Here is a 14,962-nt window from a genome sequence, read left to right as displayed (position 1 = left end):
GCCCAGAGCACGACACAGTCGTACGCAAATGTAATGGACGAACGCGGACTCGGCTTTATCTAGAGCCGTTCGATAATGGTTACGTTGGCCATGCCGCCGCCTTCACACATCGTCTGTAGCCCGTAGCGCCCGCCCCGTGCTTTGAGACCGTGTACGAGCGTGGTCATGAGTTTGGTCCCCGAAGCGCCCAGCGGGTGTCCGAGCGCAATCGCGCCACCATTGACGTTCATACGCTCCGGATCGGCCCCAGTCGACTGCAGCCACGCCAGGGGAATGGGCGCGAACGCCTCATTGACCTCGAACAGATCGATATCGTCAATCGTCATCCCTGCGCGGTCGAGCGCACGATGGGTCGCCGGCAACGGCGCTTCGAGCATGATCACCGGGTCGTGCCCCATCACGCTCATATGATGAATACGCGCCAACGGTTCGACGCCCAGACGTTTGAGCCCGGCTTCGCTGACCACCATCATGCCGCTCGCCCCGTCACAGATCTGACTGGCCGTGGCCGCCGAAATGCGTCCGTTTTCGGCCAGCAGTTTCACGCTGGCGATCGAGTCCAGCGTTGCATCGAAACGGATCCCTTCATCGACGGTATGGACGATCTGTTCCCCGGAGTCCGGATCGAGCACCGATACCGGCAGAATCTCGTCATCGAACGCGCCTGTCTGCGTCGCGCGAATCGCACGCTGGTGGCTTTCCAGAGCGAACTCGTCCAGCGCGCCACGCTCGATGCCATATTTCGCAGCGACCATCTCCGCGCCCTCGAACTGACTGAACAGTTCGGTTTGGGGATAGCGTTGGCGAATCCCCGAACTCATATAAATGCCCATATCGGCTTTCTTGGCCAGCGTCAGCGGCGACCCCATCGGCACACGCGTCATGCTTTCCACGCCCCCGGCAATCACAATATCCATCGAACCGGACATAACCGCCTGGGCCGCAAAATGCAGCGCCTGCTGGGACGAGCCACACTGGCGATCCACGCTCGTGCCTGGCACGGACTCGGGCAGGCTCGAGGCGAGAACGGCGTTTCGGGCGACATTGGCCGCCTGTTCGCCCACCTGGCCCACACAGCCCAGAATCACGTCGTCTACCGTCTCGGGCGACGCCTTGGTACGCGCGACCAGACCGTCGATCAGCGTGGCTGCCAGATCGACCGGATGCCAACCCGCCAATCGACCACCGCGGCGGCCGCCGGCAGTACGCAGCGCGGATACGATATAGGCTTCACTCATAAGCAGGGCTCGTGGTTATCTGGTCAAGGACTCCTGTCTTTGTGCCACTCTGCCGCTACCCTGTAAAGCCGACGCACGCGACTGATATGCCCCATTCACACGACCGCCAAGCCGGCGCCGACAATACCTACGCTGCCGTGTTCGACGCGGTACGCCGTATTCCAGCGGGCCGCGTGACCACTTATGGACGTATCGCGCGTTTGATCGGCCGCCCGCGTGCGGCGCGACAGGTCGGTTACGCCATGCATCGATGCCCCTCGGGTCTGCCCTGGCATCGTGTCATCAACGCCCAGGGACGTATTTCGTTGCCCGCTGCCAGCACGGCCGCGCTGGCACAGCGGCGGCGACTCGAAGAAGAAGGGGTGGTTTTTATCGGCGGCAAGGTGGATCTCGACCGCTTCGGCTGGCCAGACCGGGACTGACAGCCAAAAAAAGGCCCGGCAGAAAACCACCGGGACCTTGCTTTACATCGTCCAACGCACGTTCGATCAGGCCGGCATTTCGTTGGCCTTGTCGTTGCGTGCCCATACGCGATGCTGGCCGAGGTATTCGCAGAACTCACCAAAGACATCCTCGACGCGCTCGCCGACGATGACGCCTTCTTCGCTGCTATCGAGCCCGGCGGCTTCCATCAGTTCACTGCCCTGCGATACGGCCGCAATCACCTTGAGATGCTTGTAGGCCTCTTGCAGGTAATACAGGCTCAAGCCCGATTTGCGCAGGCGCTTGATGCTTTCCTCGCCACCCGCGACGATCACGGCATCCATGGTCACCGACGGCAAGCCGTTGAGCATCGCGTCCGACTCGATGGTTTCGCCGTTGGCGGCCTTGAGCGGTGCCATGCTCGGGGCAATCACGAAAGCCATCGCGCCGCCCTCGGTGAGCTTGTCCTTCAGCTCGGTGATTTCGCCGGCATCCACGCCGTCGGCGGCAAGAATCGCAACCTTCCGGTGCTTGATATCGCCCGGAAGACGCGCCATCAGACTCAGTGGTTCGGATTTTTCGGTACGGCCACGCCCATATTCCTCTTCCGAGGCAGTGGGACCGTCCGGCACTTCCACGCCGTGCATTTCGCCGACGGCCTGGGCGAGATCCATGGAGATATTGGGCAGCATCCACTGAATGATGCGCTCGCGGATATAAGGACGCTCGACCTTGGACAGTTCGAAGGTATACGCCTCGATGATATGTTCCTTCTCCACATCCGTCTGGCTGTTCCAGAACAGGCGTGCCTGCGAGTAATGATCCTGGAACGAATCACTGCGCCCGCGAATCTTGTGCGCATCGACCTTTTCGTTCACCGATTCGAAACCACCACGTTCCGGGCCGGGCGCGGTTTCGCTCGGATGCCCGCCATCGATCGAGTTCGGCTCGTAGGAGGCCTGACCGGTATTGATGGTCTGGCGATGCATCGAATCGCGCTGGTTGTTGGCGAACGGACAGACCGGACGGTTGATCGGAATTTCGTGGAAGTTCGGGCCGCCCAGACGCAGCATCTGGGTATCCAGATACGAGAACAGACGCCCCTGTAACAGTGGGTCGTTGCTGAAATCGATACCCGGCACGATATGCCCGGGCGAGAACGCTACCTGTTCGGTTTCGGCGAAATAGTTGTCCGGGTTGCGGTTGAGGGTGAGTTTGCCAATCATCTCGACCGGCACTTCTTCCTCGGGAATGATCTTGGTGGCATCGAGTATGTCGTAGTCGAAGCTCATCTCGTCTTCTTCCTCGACTACCTGAATGCCGAGCTCCCATTCGAGCACGTCGCCGTTCTGGATGTCCTTCCACATCTCGCGCCGGTTGAAGTCCGGGTCGCGCCCCCAGAGCAACTGGGCTTCGTCCCAGATCAACGAACAAGTGCCGGCGATCGGTTTCCAATGGAATTTGACGAAGCGTGATTTGCCCTCGGCATCGACCAGTCGGAAGGTATGCACGCCGAAGCCTTCCATGAAGCGATAATGTCGCGGAAACGCGCGGTCGGACATCGTCCACAGAATCATGTGCGCGGTTTCCGGCATGAGCGAGACGAAATCCCAGAGCGTGTCGTGCGCGGACTGGCCCTGCGGGATTTCGTTATGCGGCTCGGGTTTGACCGCATGCACGAAGTCGGGAAACTTCATCGCGTCCTGGATGAAGAATACCGGCATGTTGTTGCCAACCAGGTCCCAGTTGCCTTCCGAGGTATAGAACTTGGTGGCGAAACCACGCACATCCCGAACCGTATCGTTCGAGCCGCGTGAGCCTTGAACGGTGGAAAAGCGGGTGAACACGGGTGTAACGGCATCGCGAAACACCGCGGCCTTGGAGTACCGCGCGGCATTCTCGTAAGGCTCGAAGTAACCGTGAGCGGCGGCACCGCGTGCATGCACGATACGCTCGGGGATTCGCTCGTTGTCGAAGTGGTTCATCTTTTCGCGAAAGATGAAGTCTTCCATCAACGTCGGACCACGTTCGCCCGCCTTGAGCTGATTATGGTTATCGGCGATGCGTACACCCTGGTTGGTACGCAGATCCTGATCGGTGGCATCCATGCGGTCGCGTGCCAGGTCCTTGCTCTTAGAATCGCGCTTGAGCTCGGGGTTGGCGCTTGCGGGACCGCGATTGGACTCGGTGTGTGGATTCTTGCTCATGAGATCCTTGTGTGTAGGGAAACGACGAATCGGCCGACTCAGTGGACCACCGGCAATCAAGAGGTGCTATCCGCAATCCTTCGCTCAGGGAATATGCGCACGCACCCGCGATAACAGCGTGACCTTGCCGGGGTGTGGCACCCACCAGCTGGCCCGGTGGTAGGCTTTCGTGCGAGAACATCGAACCAGAACAACTCGAGAGGAGAAGCCATGCAGATTACCGAGCGCTGTTTTCTGATCACCGGCGGCGGTTCCGGGCTGGGCGCAGCAAGTGCGCGCATGCTGGTTGAAGCCGGTGCGCGTGTCGTGCTTGCCGACGTCAATACGAACGCCGGGCACCAAACCGCCGAGGCGCTGGGCGATGCCGCACGCTTCGTTCACTGCGATGTCACCCGCGAAGAAGATGGCAAGGCGGCGGTAACCGCCGCGCGCCAGCACGGCGGCGCGTTGCACGGGCTGCTCAACTGTGCCGGTATCGGTATTCCGTCGAAGGTGCTCGGCAAGAACGGCCCGCACGATCTAGAGACTTTTTCCAAGGTCATCCAGATCAATCTGATCGGCAGCTTCAATATGATTCGTCTGGCATCCGAAGCGATGGCCGCCGGCGAAGCCCAGGCCGACGACGAACGCGGCGTGATCATCAATACCGCCTCGGTCGCGGCCTTCGAGGGCCAGATTGGCCAGGCGTCATACTCTGCGTCCAAGGGCGGTATCGTCAGCATGACCCTGCCGATCGCACGCGAGCTCGCCCGTCATGGCATTCGTGTGATGACCATCGCGCCCGGTATTTTCGACACCCCAATGATGGCCGAGCTGCCTGAGGAGGTACGCGATTCGCTGGGCAAGATGGTGCCGTTCCCGCCCCGCCTCGGCCAACCGGAAGAATATGCACGGCTGGCTCGCGACATCATCGAAAACACCATGCTCAACGGCAGCACCATCCGTTTGGACGGCGGGATTCGCATGCAGCCGAAATAGGCTCCAAGCCGATACGGTCGGTGCGGTCTTGCGCTAGAGTACGACGGTTACCCTCGCCGCTGTAACGCCATGGCCCGCACCGCGCTTTCCCGTATTTTTATCGCCGCTTTCGCCACCCTGGTCGCCGCAGGTTGCGGGCATGAAGCCCGCCTGTCGGTCGAAGAAGGCATGGGCCCGAACCCCACGCTGCCCGAGCCCGAAAGTTCGTTCATTCCGACGGTCAATATTGCTAAGGCCAACCGCTGGGCCGAAGGCGAAAAACCGAATCCCGGCCCTGGACTGACGGTCAATGCCTTTGCCGAGGGGCTGGACCACCCACGCTGGCTCTACGTACTTCCAAATGGCGATGTGCTGGTCGCCGAAAGCAATGCACCCAAACGCCCGCAGGATGCCACCGGGCTTACCGGCTGGGTGAAGAAGAAGGTCATGGCACGCGCCGGCGCCGGCGTGCCCAGTGCCGATCGAATCACGTTACTGCGCGATACCGACGGCGACGGCCGCGCAGACGAGCAGCACGTATTCCTCGACGACCTGTTTTCGCCGTTCGGCATGACCGTTATCGACCACACTCTCTATGTCGCCAATACCGACGCAGTGGTGGCCTTCGACTACACCGACGGTGCCGACCGCATCGACGCCCCGGGGCGTGAACTGGTCAAACTGCCGGCCGGACCGATCAATCACCATTGGACCAAGAACGTTATCGCCAGCCCGGATGGCGCAACGCTGTATGCAACCGTGGGTTCCAACAGCAATATCGGCGAAAACGGCATGGCAGCCGAGCAAGGTCGCGCTGCGATCTGGGAGATCGACCCCGACAGTGGTGACCAGGGCATTTATGCCACCGGGCTGCGTAACCCCAATGGCTTGGCCTTCGTTCCACAGCCTGGCGGTCAGTACAGGTTATGGACCGTGGTCAATGAGCGCGACGAAATCGGCAGCGACCTGGTTCCGGACTATATGACTTCGGTCGAGGACGGCGGCTTCTACGGCTGGCCGTACAGCTACTTTGGCGATAACGTCGACGCCCGCGTCGCGCCGCAAAAGCCGGAACGCGTTGCAAAGGCGATCAAACCGGACTACGCGCTCGGGCCACATACGGCGTCGCTGGGCCTTTATTACAGCCGCGACAACGCGCTTGGAGGCGACTTCGCCAACGGTATGTTTGTCGGCCAACACGGTTCCTGGAACCGCAAACCGCGTAGTGGCTATCGCGTGATCTTCGTACCATTCGACAACGGCGCACCGGCCGGCGCGCCACGGGTCGTTCTCGATGGCTTCATACAGAACGACGAGGCCAAAGGTCGGCCGGTCGGGGTCGTGATCGATACGGCCGGTGACCTGCTGGTGGCCGACGACGTGGGCAATACGGTCTGGCGCGTGTCGCGAAGTGGTGCCGCAAATCCCGCGCCGTAACCATCGTCGCCGACCTGCGACCCGCTGTTTAGCGCGCTGGACCTGTCTGGTCCATTGCATCGGCCAATTCATACCAAGGTATAACCTTCCACCCCCGGAAGCACCTATAAATTCATCGCCGCCACCGCCGGCAAAGCCTGTGTTTGCTGTGAATACTTGGTCCGACAAAGACTTCGTTCGCTAGAGTAAAATTGCGTTTCGATAAACTGCATGTTCGTCGCGAAGATAGTGCTTGCCTATACAGAACTATGATTTAAGCAATAGAACCGGCCCTCCGACGTGGACAATCGCTCCCGCCTTTAACCCCACCATGGCCAATCATCTCGGGCCTTTAGCGCGCTTACAGCAACTGCGATCGACGATTCGACCAGGGCACGTCCGCAAACCTGTATTTCGTCATTTTGTCCTGAGTGGGTTACACGCTCCATCTCAGGTTCGCGTTGACCACGCGCGGACGCACGCATACGCTTTGCGACCAGTTGTTCGCTATGCAGTCGCATCGAGCACGCACAGCGATTCGGTCGACGACTGAGCCGCGTGCGAACGAAACAATAATCAGTGGAGAAACTACATGCGCCTGAAATCCACGCTTCGCGCGTTCTCACCCCTGCTCATGACCGCGGCTCTCGGTCTGACGCATGCAAGCGGCGCGATCGCCGCCGATGACAGTGCGCCGGATCTGCCGCGTTCGATGACCTGGTCGTCGTACGACGTCGGTTCAGCCGGCTATGCGGAAGCATCCGCGATTGCCGATGCGTTTGGCCGCAAATACGGTACGCGCGTGCGTATCCAGCCCTCGGGTTCCTCGATCGGCCGACTTCAGCCATTGTTGAAGAAACGTTCTGAAGTCGCCTACCTGGCTACCGAAGCCTTCTTTGCCTCCGAAGGCGTGGCGGATTTCGCCGATCGCCGCTGGGGCCCACAGGATCTGCGTGCGCTGGCCGGGCGTCCGTCCTCGTTCGGGATTTTCACCGCCGCGGACGCCAATATCCGCTCGATGGAAGATCTCAAAGGCAAGCGTTTTGCCTATGTCGCCGGTAACCCGTCGATCAATCTGAAGTGCGATGCGCTACTTGGCGCCGCCGGCATGACGCGTGACGATGTCGATGCACGCATGTTCCCGACCTACAACGCCACGATGAGTTCGCTGGCCCAGGGCCAGGCCGACGCGTCCTGCACCTCGACCACGCCTAGCCAGCTCTACGAACTGGCCGAATCGCCGCGCGGTATCCACTGGCTGGAAGTCGATCCGGACGACGAGCAAGCCTGGGATCGTCTGCGTCAGATCGCACCGTTCCTGCAGCCGTATCGCGAAACCGTCGGCGCTGGGCTGAGCGAAGACAATGCCGTCGACATCTTCGCCTATCGCTATCCGGTAATCACCGTCAGAGCCGATCAGGACGAGGACTTCGTCTACAACTACCTCAAGGCGTTCGACGAAACCTACCCGATGTACAAGGACGGTACGGCGGTGATGAGTCGCTGGAAACTCGATAAGGCCGGCACCCCGCCGATCGACGTGCCGTTTCACCCGGGTGCCATCAAGTACCTGAAGGAAAAAGGCATCTGGACCGACGAAATGCAGAGCTGGAACGACAAGCGTCTGGCCCGCCTCGAAGCCTTGCAGGCCGCATGGAAAGACGCGGTCGCCGAAGGTGAAGGCAAGAGTGACGACGCCTTCGCCGAAATCTGGGCGAAGCACCGTCAGCAAGCAATCGATTCGCTGTAGTTCAGCGCTCGTAGTCTGAAACCGGCCGGCCTTGAAACGCCGGCCGGATTTTCGTTTCACGTTCATTGAAACTCGAAGAGGTCGTCATGGCCACAAACACGCCTTCGGCCACCGAGATCAGCCTGGAAACAGACAAGGAAGCCAGCCGCCTGCGCGGTGTGTCCTACTGGACCGTCATGGCGCTGGGCACGCTCGGTCTGCTGCTGACCATCAACCAGACCTTTACCCTCGGCCTGTTGGGCTTTCAGCCGCTGGGCAACGCCTTTCTCTATTACCTGATCGGCCTGTTCCTCGCGGCGACCTTTCTCTACTACCCCGCCTGGTCGGGCGCAAAACACGGCGTACCGTTCTACGACTGGGTACTCGCCGCAGTGGCCCTGGTGCCCGCGATCTATCTGGGCTATCACGGACTCGAAATCATCCAGCAAGGCTGGGATTTCAGCGCACCGATCGAGGCAACCGTAGCCTCGGGTGTGATGCTGCTACTCATTCTGGAAGGCACACGCCGTTGTGGCGGCCTGATCCTTGTCGTCGTCGCCCTGCTGTTCGGTTGCTATCCGCTATTCGCGGATCATATGCCCGGCTTTCTCTGGGGCACGCAGTACGGCTTCGGCGAAACGCTGCGCGCCCACGTGCTTGGCGTGGAATCGGTCATCGGTATTCCGATGCAGGTGGTGGCCAATCTGATTATTGGCTTCGTGGTCTTCGGCGCGGCTCTTACCGTGACCGGCGGCGGCGACTTCTTCATGGATTTCGCCATGGCCCTGATGGGCCGCAGCCGTGGCGGCCCCGCCAAGGTCGCTGTCGTATCCAGCGGCATCATGGGCAGCCTGTCGGGTAGCGTGATCTCGAATATTCTCACGACCGGCCCGATCACGATCCCCACCATGAAGAAGTCGGGCTATCCGCCCCACTATGCGGGTGCGATCGAGGCCTGTGCCTCGACCGGCGGTACGCTCATGCCGCCAGTCATGGGTGCGGTGGCCTTCATCATGGCCTCGTTTCTAAACGTGCCGTACGCCGAAGTCATGGTGGCAGCCTTTCTGCCGGCTTTGTTGTTCTATCTTGCGCTATTGTTCCAGGTCGATGCCTATGCGGCACGACGCGGCCTGATCGGCCTGCCGGAATCCGAGATTCCGCGCGTCATCGATACCCTCAAGCAAGGCTGGCCGTATCTATTCAGCCTGGCCATGCTTATCTACATGCTGCTGGTGATGCGTCTGGACGCCTATGCGCCCTATTACGCCACCATCATTCTGCTGGTCATCGCGGTATTCAAACGCAGCCATCGGCTGAACTGGTCGCGGTTGCAGTATCTGGTGCTCAACCTGACCAGCAGCGTCGCCAGTCTGGTTTCGATTCTGGCCGGCATCGGCCTGGTGGTTGGCGGGTTGTCCTATACCGGTGTGGCCGGCGCGTTCTCGCGTGAACTGCTGCTCTATGCCGACGGCAGCATTCCGCTGATGCTCGGCGCGGGTGCGATCACCAGCTTCGTACTCGGCATGGGCATGACGGTCAGCGCCTGTTACATCTTCCTGTCGATTCTATTGGCGCCAGCGCTGGTAGAGGCAGGCCTGAACCCGCTGGCGAGCCATCTGTTCATCCTCTACTGGGGCATGCTGTCCTACATCACGCCGCCGGTAGCGCTGGCCGCAATCACCGCATCCGGCGTGGCGGGTTCCAACGCAGGTCGTACCGGTGTCTATGCCATGCGCCTGGGCAGCATTCTGTTCGTGTTGCCGTTCTTGTTCGTGACCAATCCGGCATTGATTCTGCAGGGCGATCTCGCCCATATCCTGCTATCGACCGTAACCGCGGTTGCCGCGATCTGGCTGGTTGCCGCCGCGCTCGAGGGTTATCTGTACCGGGTCGGCGCGATCAACCCGATCATGCGCCTGATCGTGCTTGCTGCCGGCGCGGGTCTGATCTATCCGGAGCGTATTTCGGACGTGGTCGGCGTCGCGATCATCGTCTCGGTCTATGTCGCGGATGCCGCGCTCGGCGGTCGGCTGGGCTCGAAGGACGCCCAGCGCCTTGCCCGTGCCAAACAGGCAGAACAGGCCGCGCAGCAGGCGAAAGCTTCTTCTTAAAAGGTATGAGATCATGATAGACAAGCGAGTCGCGTCTCTGGGCGAAGCGATCGCCGGCATTAAAAGCGGCGATGCCGTGATGATCGGCGGTTTCGGCAGCTCGGGCATTCCATTCGAACTTATCGAAGCACTTCGCCTGCACGGCGCCGACGATCTCACCATCATTTCCAATAATGCCGGTTCGCATGAAATCGGTATTGCTACGCTGTTGCGGGATCGGCTGGTACGCAAGGTCGTGTGCACCTATCCACGCTCGCAGGGTTCGGTCTGGTTCGAAAAACTCTACGAGGAAGGCGCTATCGAACTCGAGCTGATGCCCCAGGGCACCTTCGCCGAACGCATGCGCGCGGCCGGTGCCGGTCTGGGTGGTTTCTTCACGCCAACCGGTTACGGCACCAAGCTCGCCGATGGCAAGGAAACACGCGAGATCGACGGCGTCGGCTACGTGCTCGAACCGCCGCTCAAGGCAGACGTGGCTTTAATCAAGGCCCACAAAGCCGATAAGTGGGGCAACCTCGCTTACAACACGGCCGGTCGCAATTTCAATCCGGTCATGGCAATGGCAGCCGATCTGACCGTCGCCGAAGTCGAACATATCGTGGAACTTGGCGAACTCGATCCGGAAAGCGTTGCCACGCCCGGCATCTTCGTCGATCGCGTTGTCGCACAGGAGGGCATCGTATGACCCGTCTCGAACCCGCACAAATGGCAGAACGCCTCGCGCAGGACATCCCGGATGGCAGCTATGTGAACCTCGGCATCGGCATGCCGGTCATGGTGGCCAACTACGTGCCCGAAGGCCGCGAGGTAATCTATCACAGCGAAAACGGCATCCTTGGCGTCGGCCCGACGCCCGAACCCGGCACTGAAGATCCGGATCTGATCAATGCGGCCAAGCAATACGTGACGCTCATCAAGGGCGGCTGTTATTTCGATACCGCCGACTCGTTCGCGATGATGCGCGGCGGCCATCTGGATATCGCCGTGCTTGGTGGCTTTCAGGTGTCGGCCGACGGCAACCTCGCCAACTGGGCGACCGACAACGAAAAATATCCGCCGGCCGTAGGCGGCGCGATGGATCTGTCGGTGGGCGCGAAAACCGTATACGTGCTCATGCGCCATACCACGAAGGATGGTGAACCCAAGATTCTCGATACCTGTACCTACCCGCTCACCGGCACCGGTGTGGTCAGCCGTATCTATACCGACCTCGCCGTTATAGAAATCACCGAAAACGGGCCGCGGGTCGTCGAGTTGTTTGGCGACAACAGCTTCGAGGATGTGCAGGCCGTGACCGGCACCCGTCTGCTTCCGCCGGCGGCGTGAGCGGCTATGATCGCCGGACTCATGTGCCGCGAAGCGCGCGGCGCGCTTGCCGGTAGTGGATAACCGACCGATCGACACGCTACGCAGCGGCCTGGTCTATCTGACCCTGGTCGCTGGCGTCGTCGGAATCCCCTGGCTGGCCTGGTTCGTCGGCGCGCCGGCGGTGGTGCTCGCGATCGTTCTCGCCTGGCCGAACCTGAACCGTATACCCCGGGTCATCGCCTCGGCGGTACTCTTGGCTATCGCCACCGCCCTGGTTGTCGATCCAGGTTTGCTCACTGCAGGTCTGATGACGATTACGCGACTGGCAGCGCTGGTGGTCGCGGTGATGCTGCTCTCACACGCGCTCGGGCGCTCGCATCATCTGTCGGTGATTTCCGAGCATCTGTTTTCCGGGCGGGCGCTTACACGCTATCTCAGCATCACTTTCGGGACGCTGTTTCTCGCCATGCCGCTGAATTTCGGCTCGGTCAGCGTGGTCTCAACGCTGATCGGGCGCGAAATCGAAAATAACGGCGATTCCGGCGGCGCTCGCAACGCCGCACGGGGGGTGCTGCGCGGGTTCGGCTCGGCGTCTGTATGTTCGCCGCTATCGATCGCAGTGGTACTGACGCTCACCCTCGTGCCCGGCTTGCACGGCTGGCAATTGCTGAGTCTGACCTTTCCGTTGGCGGCCGGCTATCTGCTCATGGGCACCGTCTTTCGCGAGCCCGAGCCTGTCGCAGTCGATGCACAAGCTCGTGTTCGGCCGCCAAGGGTATTGCCATCGTGGCTGTTCTTCGGCGCCTGTATCGGTCTGATCTGTCTTTGCACGTTCCTGTCGCGCGCGTTTTTCGGTCTGGCCTATGCGCAGGCGGTGACCTGTAGCTGCCTGCTCGTCGTCGCCATCGGCCTGGTGGCCAGCCCGGGCGAGCGTCGTCTGCCGCGCATGGATAATATCAGCAACGAACTGGCGATCATCTGCGGTTCGGCTTTTCTCGGCGCCACACTCAGCGCGTTCGTCGCCGCCGGCCTCGACACCGATTTCGACTTGCCGGTCTGGGCTTTTCCGGTCACCGCCTTCGGGCTACCCTGGGTACTTTTCGCCGGCGGCCTGGTCGGAATGAACCCGCTGATCCTGGTCACCATGGCGGGCGGGCTTTCGAGCCGGCTCTGGCCCGAGTCCGCAGGCCTGGGGCTCGCGATCGCCATGGTGTCGGGATGGGGGCTAACGATCGCCGGCACGCCCTATTCGGCCAATGCGCTGCTCGTGCAGCGTCTGACCGGCTACGACAACTGGCGCGCCACCATCGGCTGGAGTCTGAAGCTGTCGCTGATCGCGCTGGCTGTGGCGTCCTCGCTCGCGGCAGCAACCACCGTCGTGCTGATGGACTGATCGATCCGGCGATACCGATGATAGCCTGTGCGCCTGATTCAGCGCGGCGCGCACGATGACCGAAACAGACAGCCCGAGCGACTATCGCACGCTATACCCCGAGATCGAGCCCTATGACAGCGGCTATCTCGCCGTCGACACGCGGCATACGCTGTATTACGAACAATGCGGCGATCCGAACGGCAAGCCGGTGGTGTTTCTGCACGGCGGGCCCGGCGGCGGCGCCGGACCCAGCAGTCGGCGGTTCTTCGATCCGGCCCATTATCGAATCGTACTGTTCGACCAGCGTGGCTGCGGGCGATCCACGCCACACGCCGATCTCGTCGACAACACGACCTGGCATCTGGTCGCCGATATCGAGCGTCTGCGCGAGCATCTGACGATCGACCGCTGGCAGGTGTTTGGCGGCTCCTGGGGCTCCACGCTGGCGCTGACCTATGCCCAGACGCATCCAGAGCGCGTCACCGAACTGGTATTGCGCGGCATTTTCATGCTGCGCCGCGCCGAAATGCTCTGGTTCTATCAGCAGGGCGCCAGCGCGTTGTTCCCGGATGCCTTCGAACCCTATCGCGACCATATACCCGTCGGCGAACGGGGCGATCTGATCAGCGCCTACTATCGCCGCCTAACCAGCGATGATGAACGTACCCGGCTGGAGGCCGCGCGGCGCTGGTCCGGCTGGGAAGGCGCAACGAGCTATCTCAAACCCAGCCGCGACCATATGAACACGACCACTGCGAGCCGGTTTGCGCTCGCTTTCGCGCGTATCGAATGCCACTACTTCGTACACGGTGGTTTTTTCGAGACCGATCACCAGCTATTGGACGGCATCGATCGAATTCGCGATATTCCGTGCGTGATCGTACACGGGCGCTATGACGTGGTCTGTCCGCTGGCCAACGCCTGGGATTTGCATCGCGCCTGGCCGCAGGCCGATCTACGTATCACACCCGATGCCGGTCATTCCGCATTCGAACCCGGCAACCGTCACGCCCTGCTCGAGGCCACCGACGAGTTTCGTTGAGATCGTGTCCTCTGCGGGCTGTCCTCTATGACGTCCCGGCAGCGTCGCGCTACGAGTTGGACCGCCGCGACACCTCGTAAGAACGCCGCGCAGGCGCCCAGCCGTGAGTGGAGCCGGTCGCTTCGCAGGCCCGATCGCGGCCTGCTTTTTTGGCTTCGAACAACGCCTGGTCGGCCCGTTCGATAACGGTTTGCGCGTTCAGCCCGCCGTGAGGCGTTACCACCGTATAGCCAACACTGATCGTCAGTCGGCCACTTTCGGTATCGGGGTTGTCGAAATCGAGTTCACGTACGCGCTCGCATAAACGCTCGGCAAAATAGCGGGCGGGCTCTTGATCCATCCCACAAGCGACGACCACGAACTCCTCTCCGCCGTAGCGCGCCAGAAAATCCGATCCGCGCTGAAAGCTTTCAGCCAGCGTCTGGGCAACCTGGATGAGCGCTTCGTCGCCCGCCTGATGCCCGAAGTGATCGTTGAACGTCTTGAAATAGTCGATATCGATGAAAAAGATCGCCATGGATTCGCCGGTGCGGCTGGAAATTTTCCACAGCGATTCCATACGATCGTCGAAATGACGGCGGTTGTAGACACCCGTGAGCGCATCCAGCGTCACCAGTTCTTCCAGGGCCTTTTTCGCCGATTCAAGGTCGCGATTGCGCGCACGCAGTTCTTCATCGACGAGCAAGCGCTGGGTTACATCCTTCTGAAAGCCGATGAAGTGAGTCACCGCTCCACGCTCAGTGTGAATCGGCGAAATACTCAATTCGTTCCAGAACGGCGTGTCGTCCTTTCGGTAGTTGGTGACGACCTTCGAAAAGCCCTGCCCCTTGCGCAACGCCGCTCGCATTTCCGCCCTGGATTCCGGGTCAATGCGCCCGTTCTGCAAAAAACGACAGTTGCGCCCAAGTACTTCGTCATGGCTATAGCCGGTCATGCGCTCGAAGGCGGGGTTGACGAATATCAGGGGCAGATCTTCAGCACGCGCATCCGCGATGGCTATGCCATCGCGTGAATCCATCACCGCATGCTGCAAAAGCTCAAGGTCGATCATCGGCCGTTTAAATTCCACAGGCAATTAAAGCAGTAAAACAGTATTTAGCCCGCGATTGAATAACGGACACTACGTAGCCTAACTGTGATCTTTCAGTAGGTTGTT

The 14,962-nt window shown here is 60.8% G+C and carries 12 protein-coding genes; 9 read left to right on the top strand and 3 right to left on the bottom strand.

Annotated elements, in window-relative coordinates; translation table 11 throughout:
- Positions 1–59 precede the first annotated feature (59 nt).
- Positions 60–1,238, bottom strand: a complete 1,179-nt coding sequence (locus SSPSH_RS13255; RefSeq protein ID WP_006915452.1) for an acetyl-CoA C-acetyltransferase — start codon at positions 1,236–1,238, stop codon at positions 60–62.
- Positions 1,239–1,324: 86 nt separating this feature from the next.
- Here SSPSH_RS13255 and SSPSH_RS13250 point away from each other — a divergent pair, with 86 nt between their 5' ends.
- Positions 1,325–1,660, top strand: a complete 336-nt coding sequence (locus SSPSH_RS13250) for an MGMT family protein (protein ID WP_006915453.1) — start codon at positions 1,325–1,327, stop codon at positions 1,658–1,660.
- A 66-nt stretch (positions 1,661–1,726) separates the two neighbouring features.
- Here SSPSH_RS13250 and katE read toward each other — a convergent pair whose 3' ends face one another.
- The gene (katE, locus tag SSPSH_RS13245; RefSeq protein WP_420852600.1) at positions 1,727–3,898 is read right to left on the bottom strand and encodes a catalase HPII; all 2,172 of its coding nucleotides are present in this window, start codon (positions 3,896–3,898) and stop codon (positions 1,727–1,729) included.
- 180 nt (positions 3,899–4,078) lie between these two features.
- Between katE and SSPSH_RS13240 the strand changes: the two genes are divergently transcribed.
- The 8 genes from SSPSH_RS13240 (at position 4,079) to pip (ending at position 13,806) form a co-directional block, all read left to right on the top strand.
- Positions 4,079–4,846, top strand: coding sequence for a 3-hydroxyacyl-CoA dehydrogenase (locus SSPSH_RS13240; RefSeq protein ID WP_006915456.1), 768 nt, complete (start codon positions 4,079–4,081; stop codon positions 4,844–4,846).
- A 69-nt stretch (positions 4,847–4,915) separates the two neighbouring features.
- Positions 4,916–6,262, top strand: coding sequence for a PQQ-dependent sugar dehydrogenase (locus SSPSH_RS13235; RefSeq protein ID WP_006915457.1), 1,347 nt, complete (start codon positions 4,916–4,918; stop codon positions 6,260–6,262).
- Positions 6,263–6,833: 571 nt separating this feature from the next.
- Complete coding sequence (locus SSPSH_RS13230; protein ID WP_006915458.1) at positions 6,834–7,991, top strand: TAXI family TRAP transporter solute-binding subunit; 1,158 nt, start codon at positions 6,834–6,836, stop codon at positions 7,989–7,991.
- Positions 7,992–8,077: 86 nt separating this feature from the next.
- Positions 8,078–10,081, top strand: coding sequence for a TRAP transporter permease (locus SSPSH_RS13225; protein WP_006915459.1), 2,004 nt, complete (start codon positions 8,078–8,080; stop codon positions 10,079–10,081).
- Positions 10,082–10,094: 13 nt separating this feature from the next.
- Positions 10,095–10,766, top strand: coding sequence for a 3-oxoacid CoA-transferase subunit A (locus tag SSPSH_RS13220; RefSeq protein ID WP_006915460.1), 672 nt, complete (start codon positions 10,095–10,097; stop codon positions 10,764–10,766).
- Positions 10,763–11,407, top strand: coding sequence for a 3-oxoacid CoA-transferase subunit B (locus SSPSH_RS13215; protein WP_006915461.1), 645 nt, complete (start codon positions 10,763–10,765; stop codon positions 11,405–11,407). Before SSPSH_RS13220 ends, SSPSH_RS13215 begins: the two co-directional genes overlap by 4 nt.
- A 55-nt stretch (positions 11,408–11,462) precedes the next feature.
- Complete coding sequence (locus tag SSPSH_RS13210; RefSeq protein ID WP_006915462.1) at positions 11,463–12,782, top strand: hypothetical protein; 1,320 nt, start codon at positions 11,463–11,465, stop codon at positions 12,780–12,782.
- A 55-nt stretch (positions 12,783–12,837) separates the two neighbouring features.
- Complete coding sequence (gene pip, locus SSPSH_RS13205) at positions 12,838–13,806, top strand: prolyl aminopeptidase (protein ID WP_006915463.1); 969 nt, start codon at positions 12,838–12,840, stop codon at positions 13,804–13,806.
- A 49-nt stretch (positions 13,807–13,855) separates the two neighbouring features.
- Here pip and SSPSH_RS13200 read toward each other — a convergent pair whose 3' ends face one another.
- A complete protein-coding gene (locus SSPSH_RS13200) occupies positions 13,856–14,857 on the bottom strand; it encodes a GGDEF domain-containing protein (protein ID WP_006915464.1) in 1,002 nt (333 codons plus the stop codon).
- Positions 14,858–14,962 lie beyond the last annotated feature (105 nt).

It is taken from the genome of Salinisphaera shabanensis E1L3A (assembly GCF_000215955.2).
GTDB lineage: Bacteria > Pseudomonadota > Gammaproteobacteria > Nevskiales > Salinisphaeraceae > Salinisphaera > Salinisphaera shabanensis.
The sequence above is the reverse complement of the archived record's forward strand: the minus strand, read 5'-3'. Positions and strand labels throughout refer to the sequence as shown.

Excerpts from the sequence above, each read along its gene's own strand:
- SSPSH_RS13225 (WP_006915459.1), top strand. The coding sequence starts at position 8,078 with ATGGCCACAAACACGCCTTCGGCCACCGAGATCAGCCTGGAAACAGAC.
- SSPSH_RS13215 (WP_006915461.1), top strand. The coding sequence starts at position 10,763 with ATGACCCGTCTCGAACCCGCACAAATGGCAGAACGCCTCGCGCAGGAC.
- SSPSH_RS13240 (WP_006915456.1), top strand. The coding sequence starts at position 4,079 with ATGCAGATTACCGAGCGCTGTTTTCTGATCACCGGCGGCGGTTCCGGG.
- SSPSH_RS13220 (WP_006915460.1), top strand. The coding sequence starts at position 10,095 with ATGATAGACAAGCGAGTCGCGTCTCTGGGCGAAGCGATCGCCGGCATT.
- SSPSH_RS13235 (WP_006915457.1), top strand. The coding sequence starts at position 4,916 with ATGGCCCGCACCGCGCTTTCCCGTATTTTTATCGCCGCTTTCGCCACC.
- SSPSH_RS13255 (WP_006915452.1), bottom strand. The coding sequence starts at position 1,238 with ATGAGTGAAGCCTATATCGTATCCGCGCTGCGTACTGCCGGCGGCCGC.
- SSPSH_RS13250 (WP_006915453.1), top strand. The coding sequence starts at position 1,325 with ATGCCCCATTCACACGACCGCCAAGCCGGCGCCGACAATACCTACGCT.
- pip (WP_006915463.1), top strand. The coding sequence starts at position 12,838 with ATGACCGAAACAGACAGCCCGAGCGACTATCGCACGCTATACCCCGAG.
- SSPSH_RS13230 (WP_006915458.1), top strand. The coding sequence starts at position 6,834 with ATGCGCCTGAAATCCACGCTTCGCGCGTTCTCACCCCTGCTCATGACC.
- SSPSH_RS13200 (WP_006915464.1), bottom strand. The coding sequence starts at position 14,857 with ATGATCGACCTTGAGCTTTTGCAGCATGCGGTGATGGATTCACGCGAT.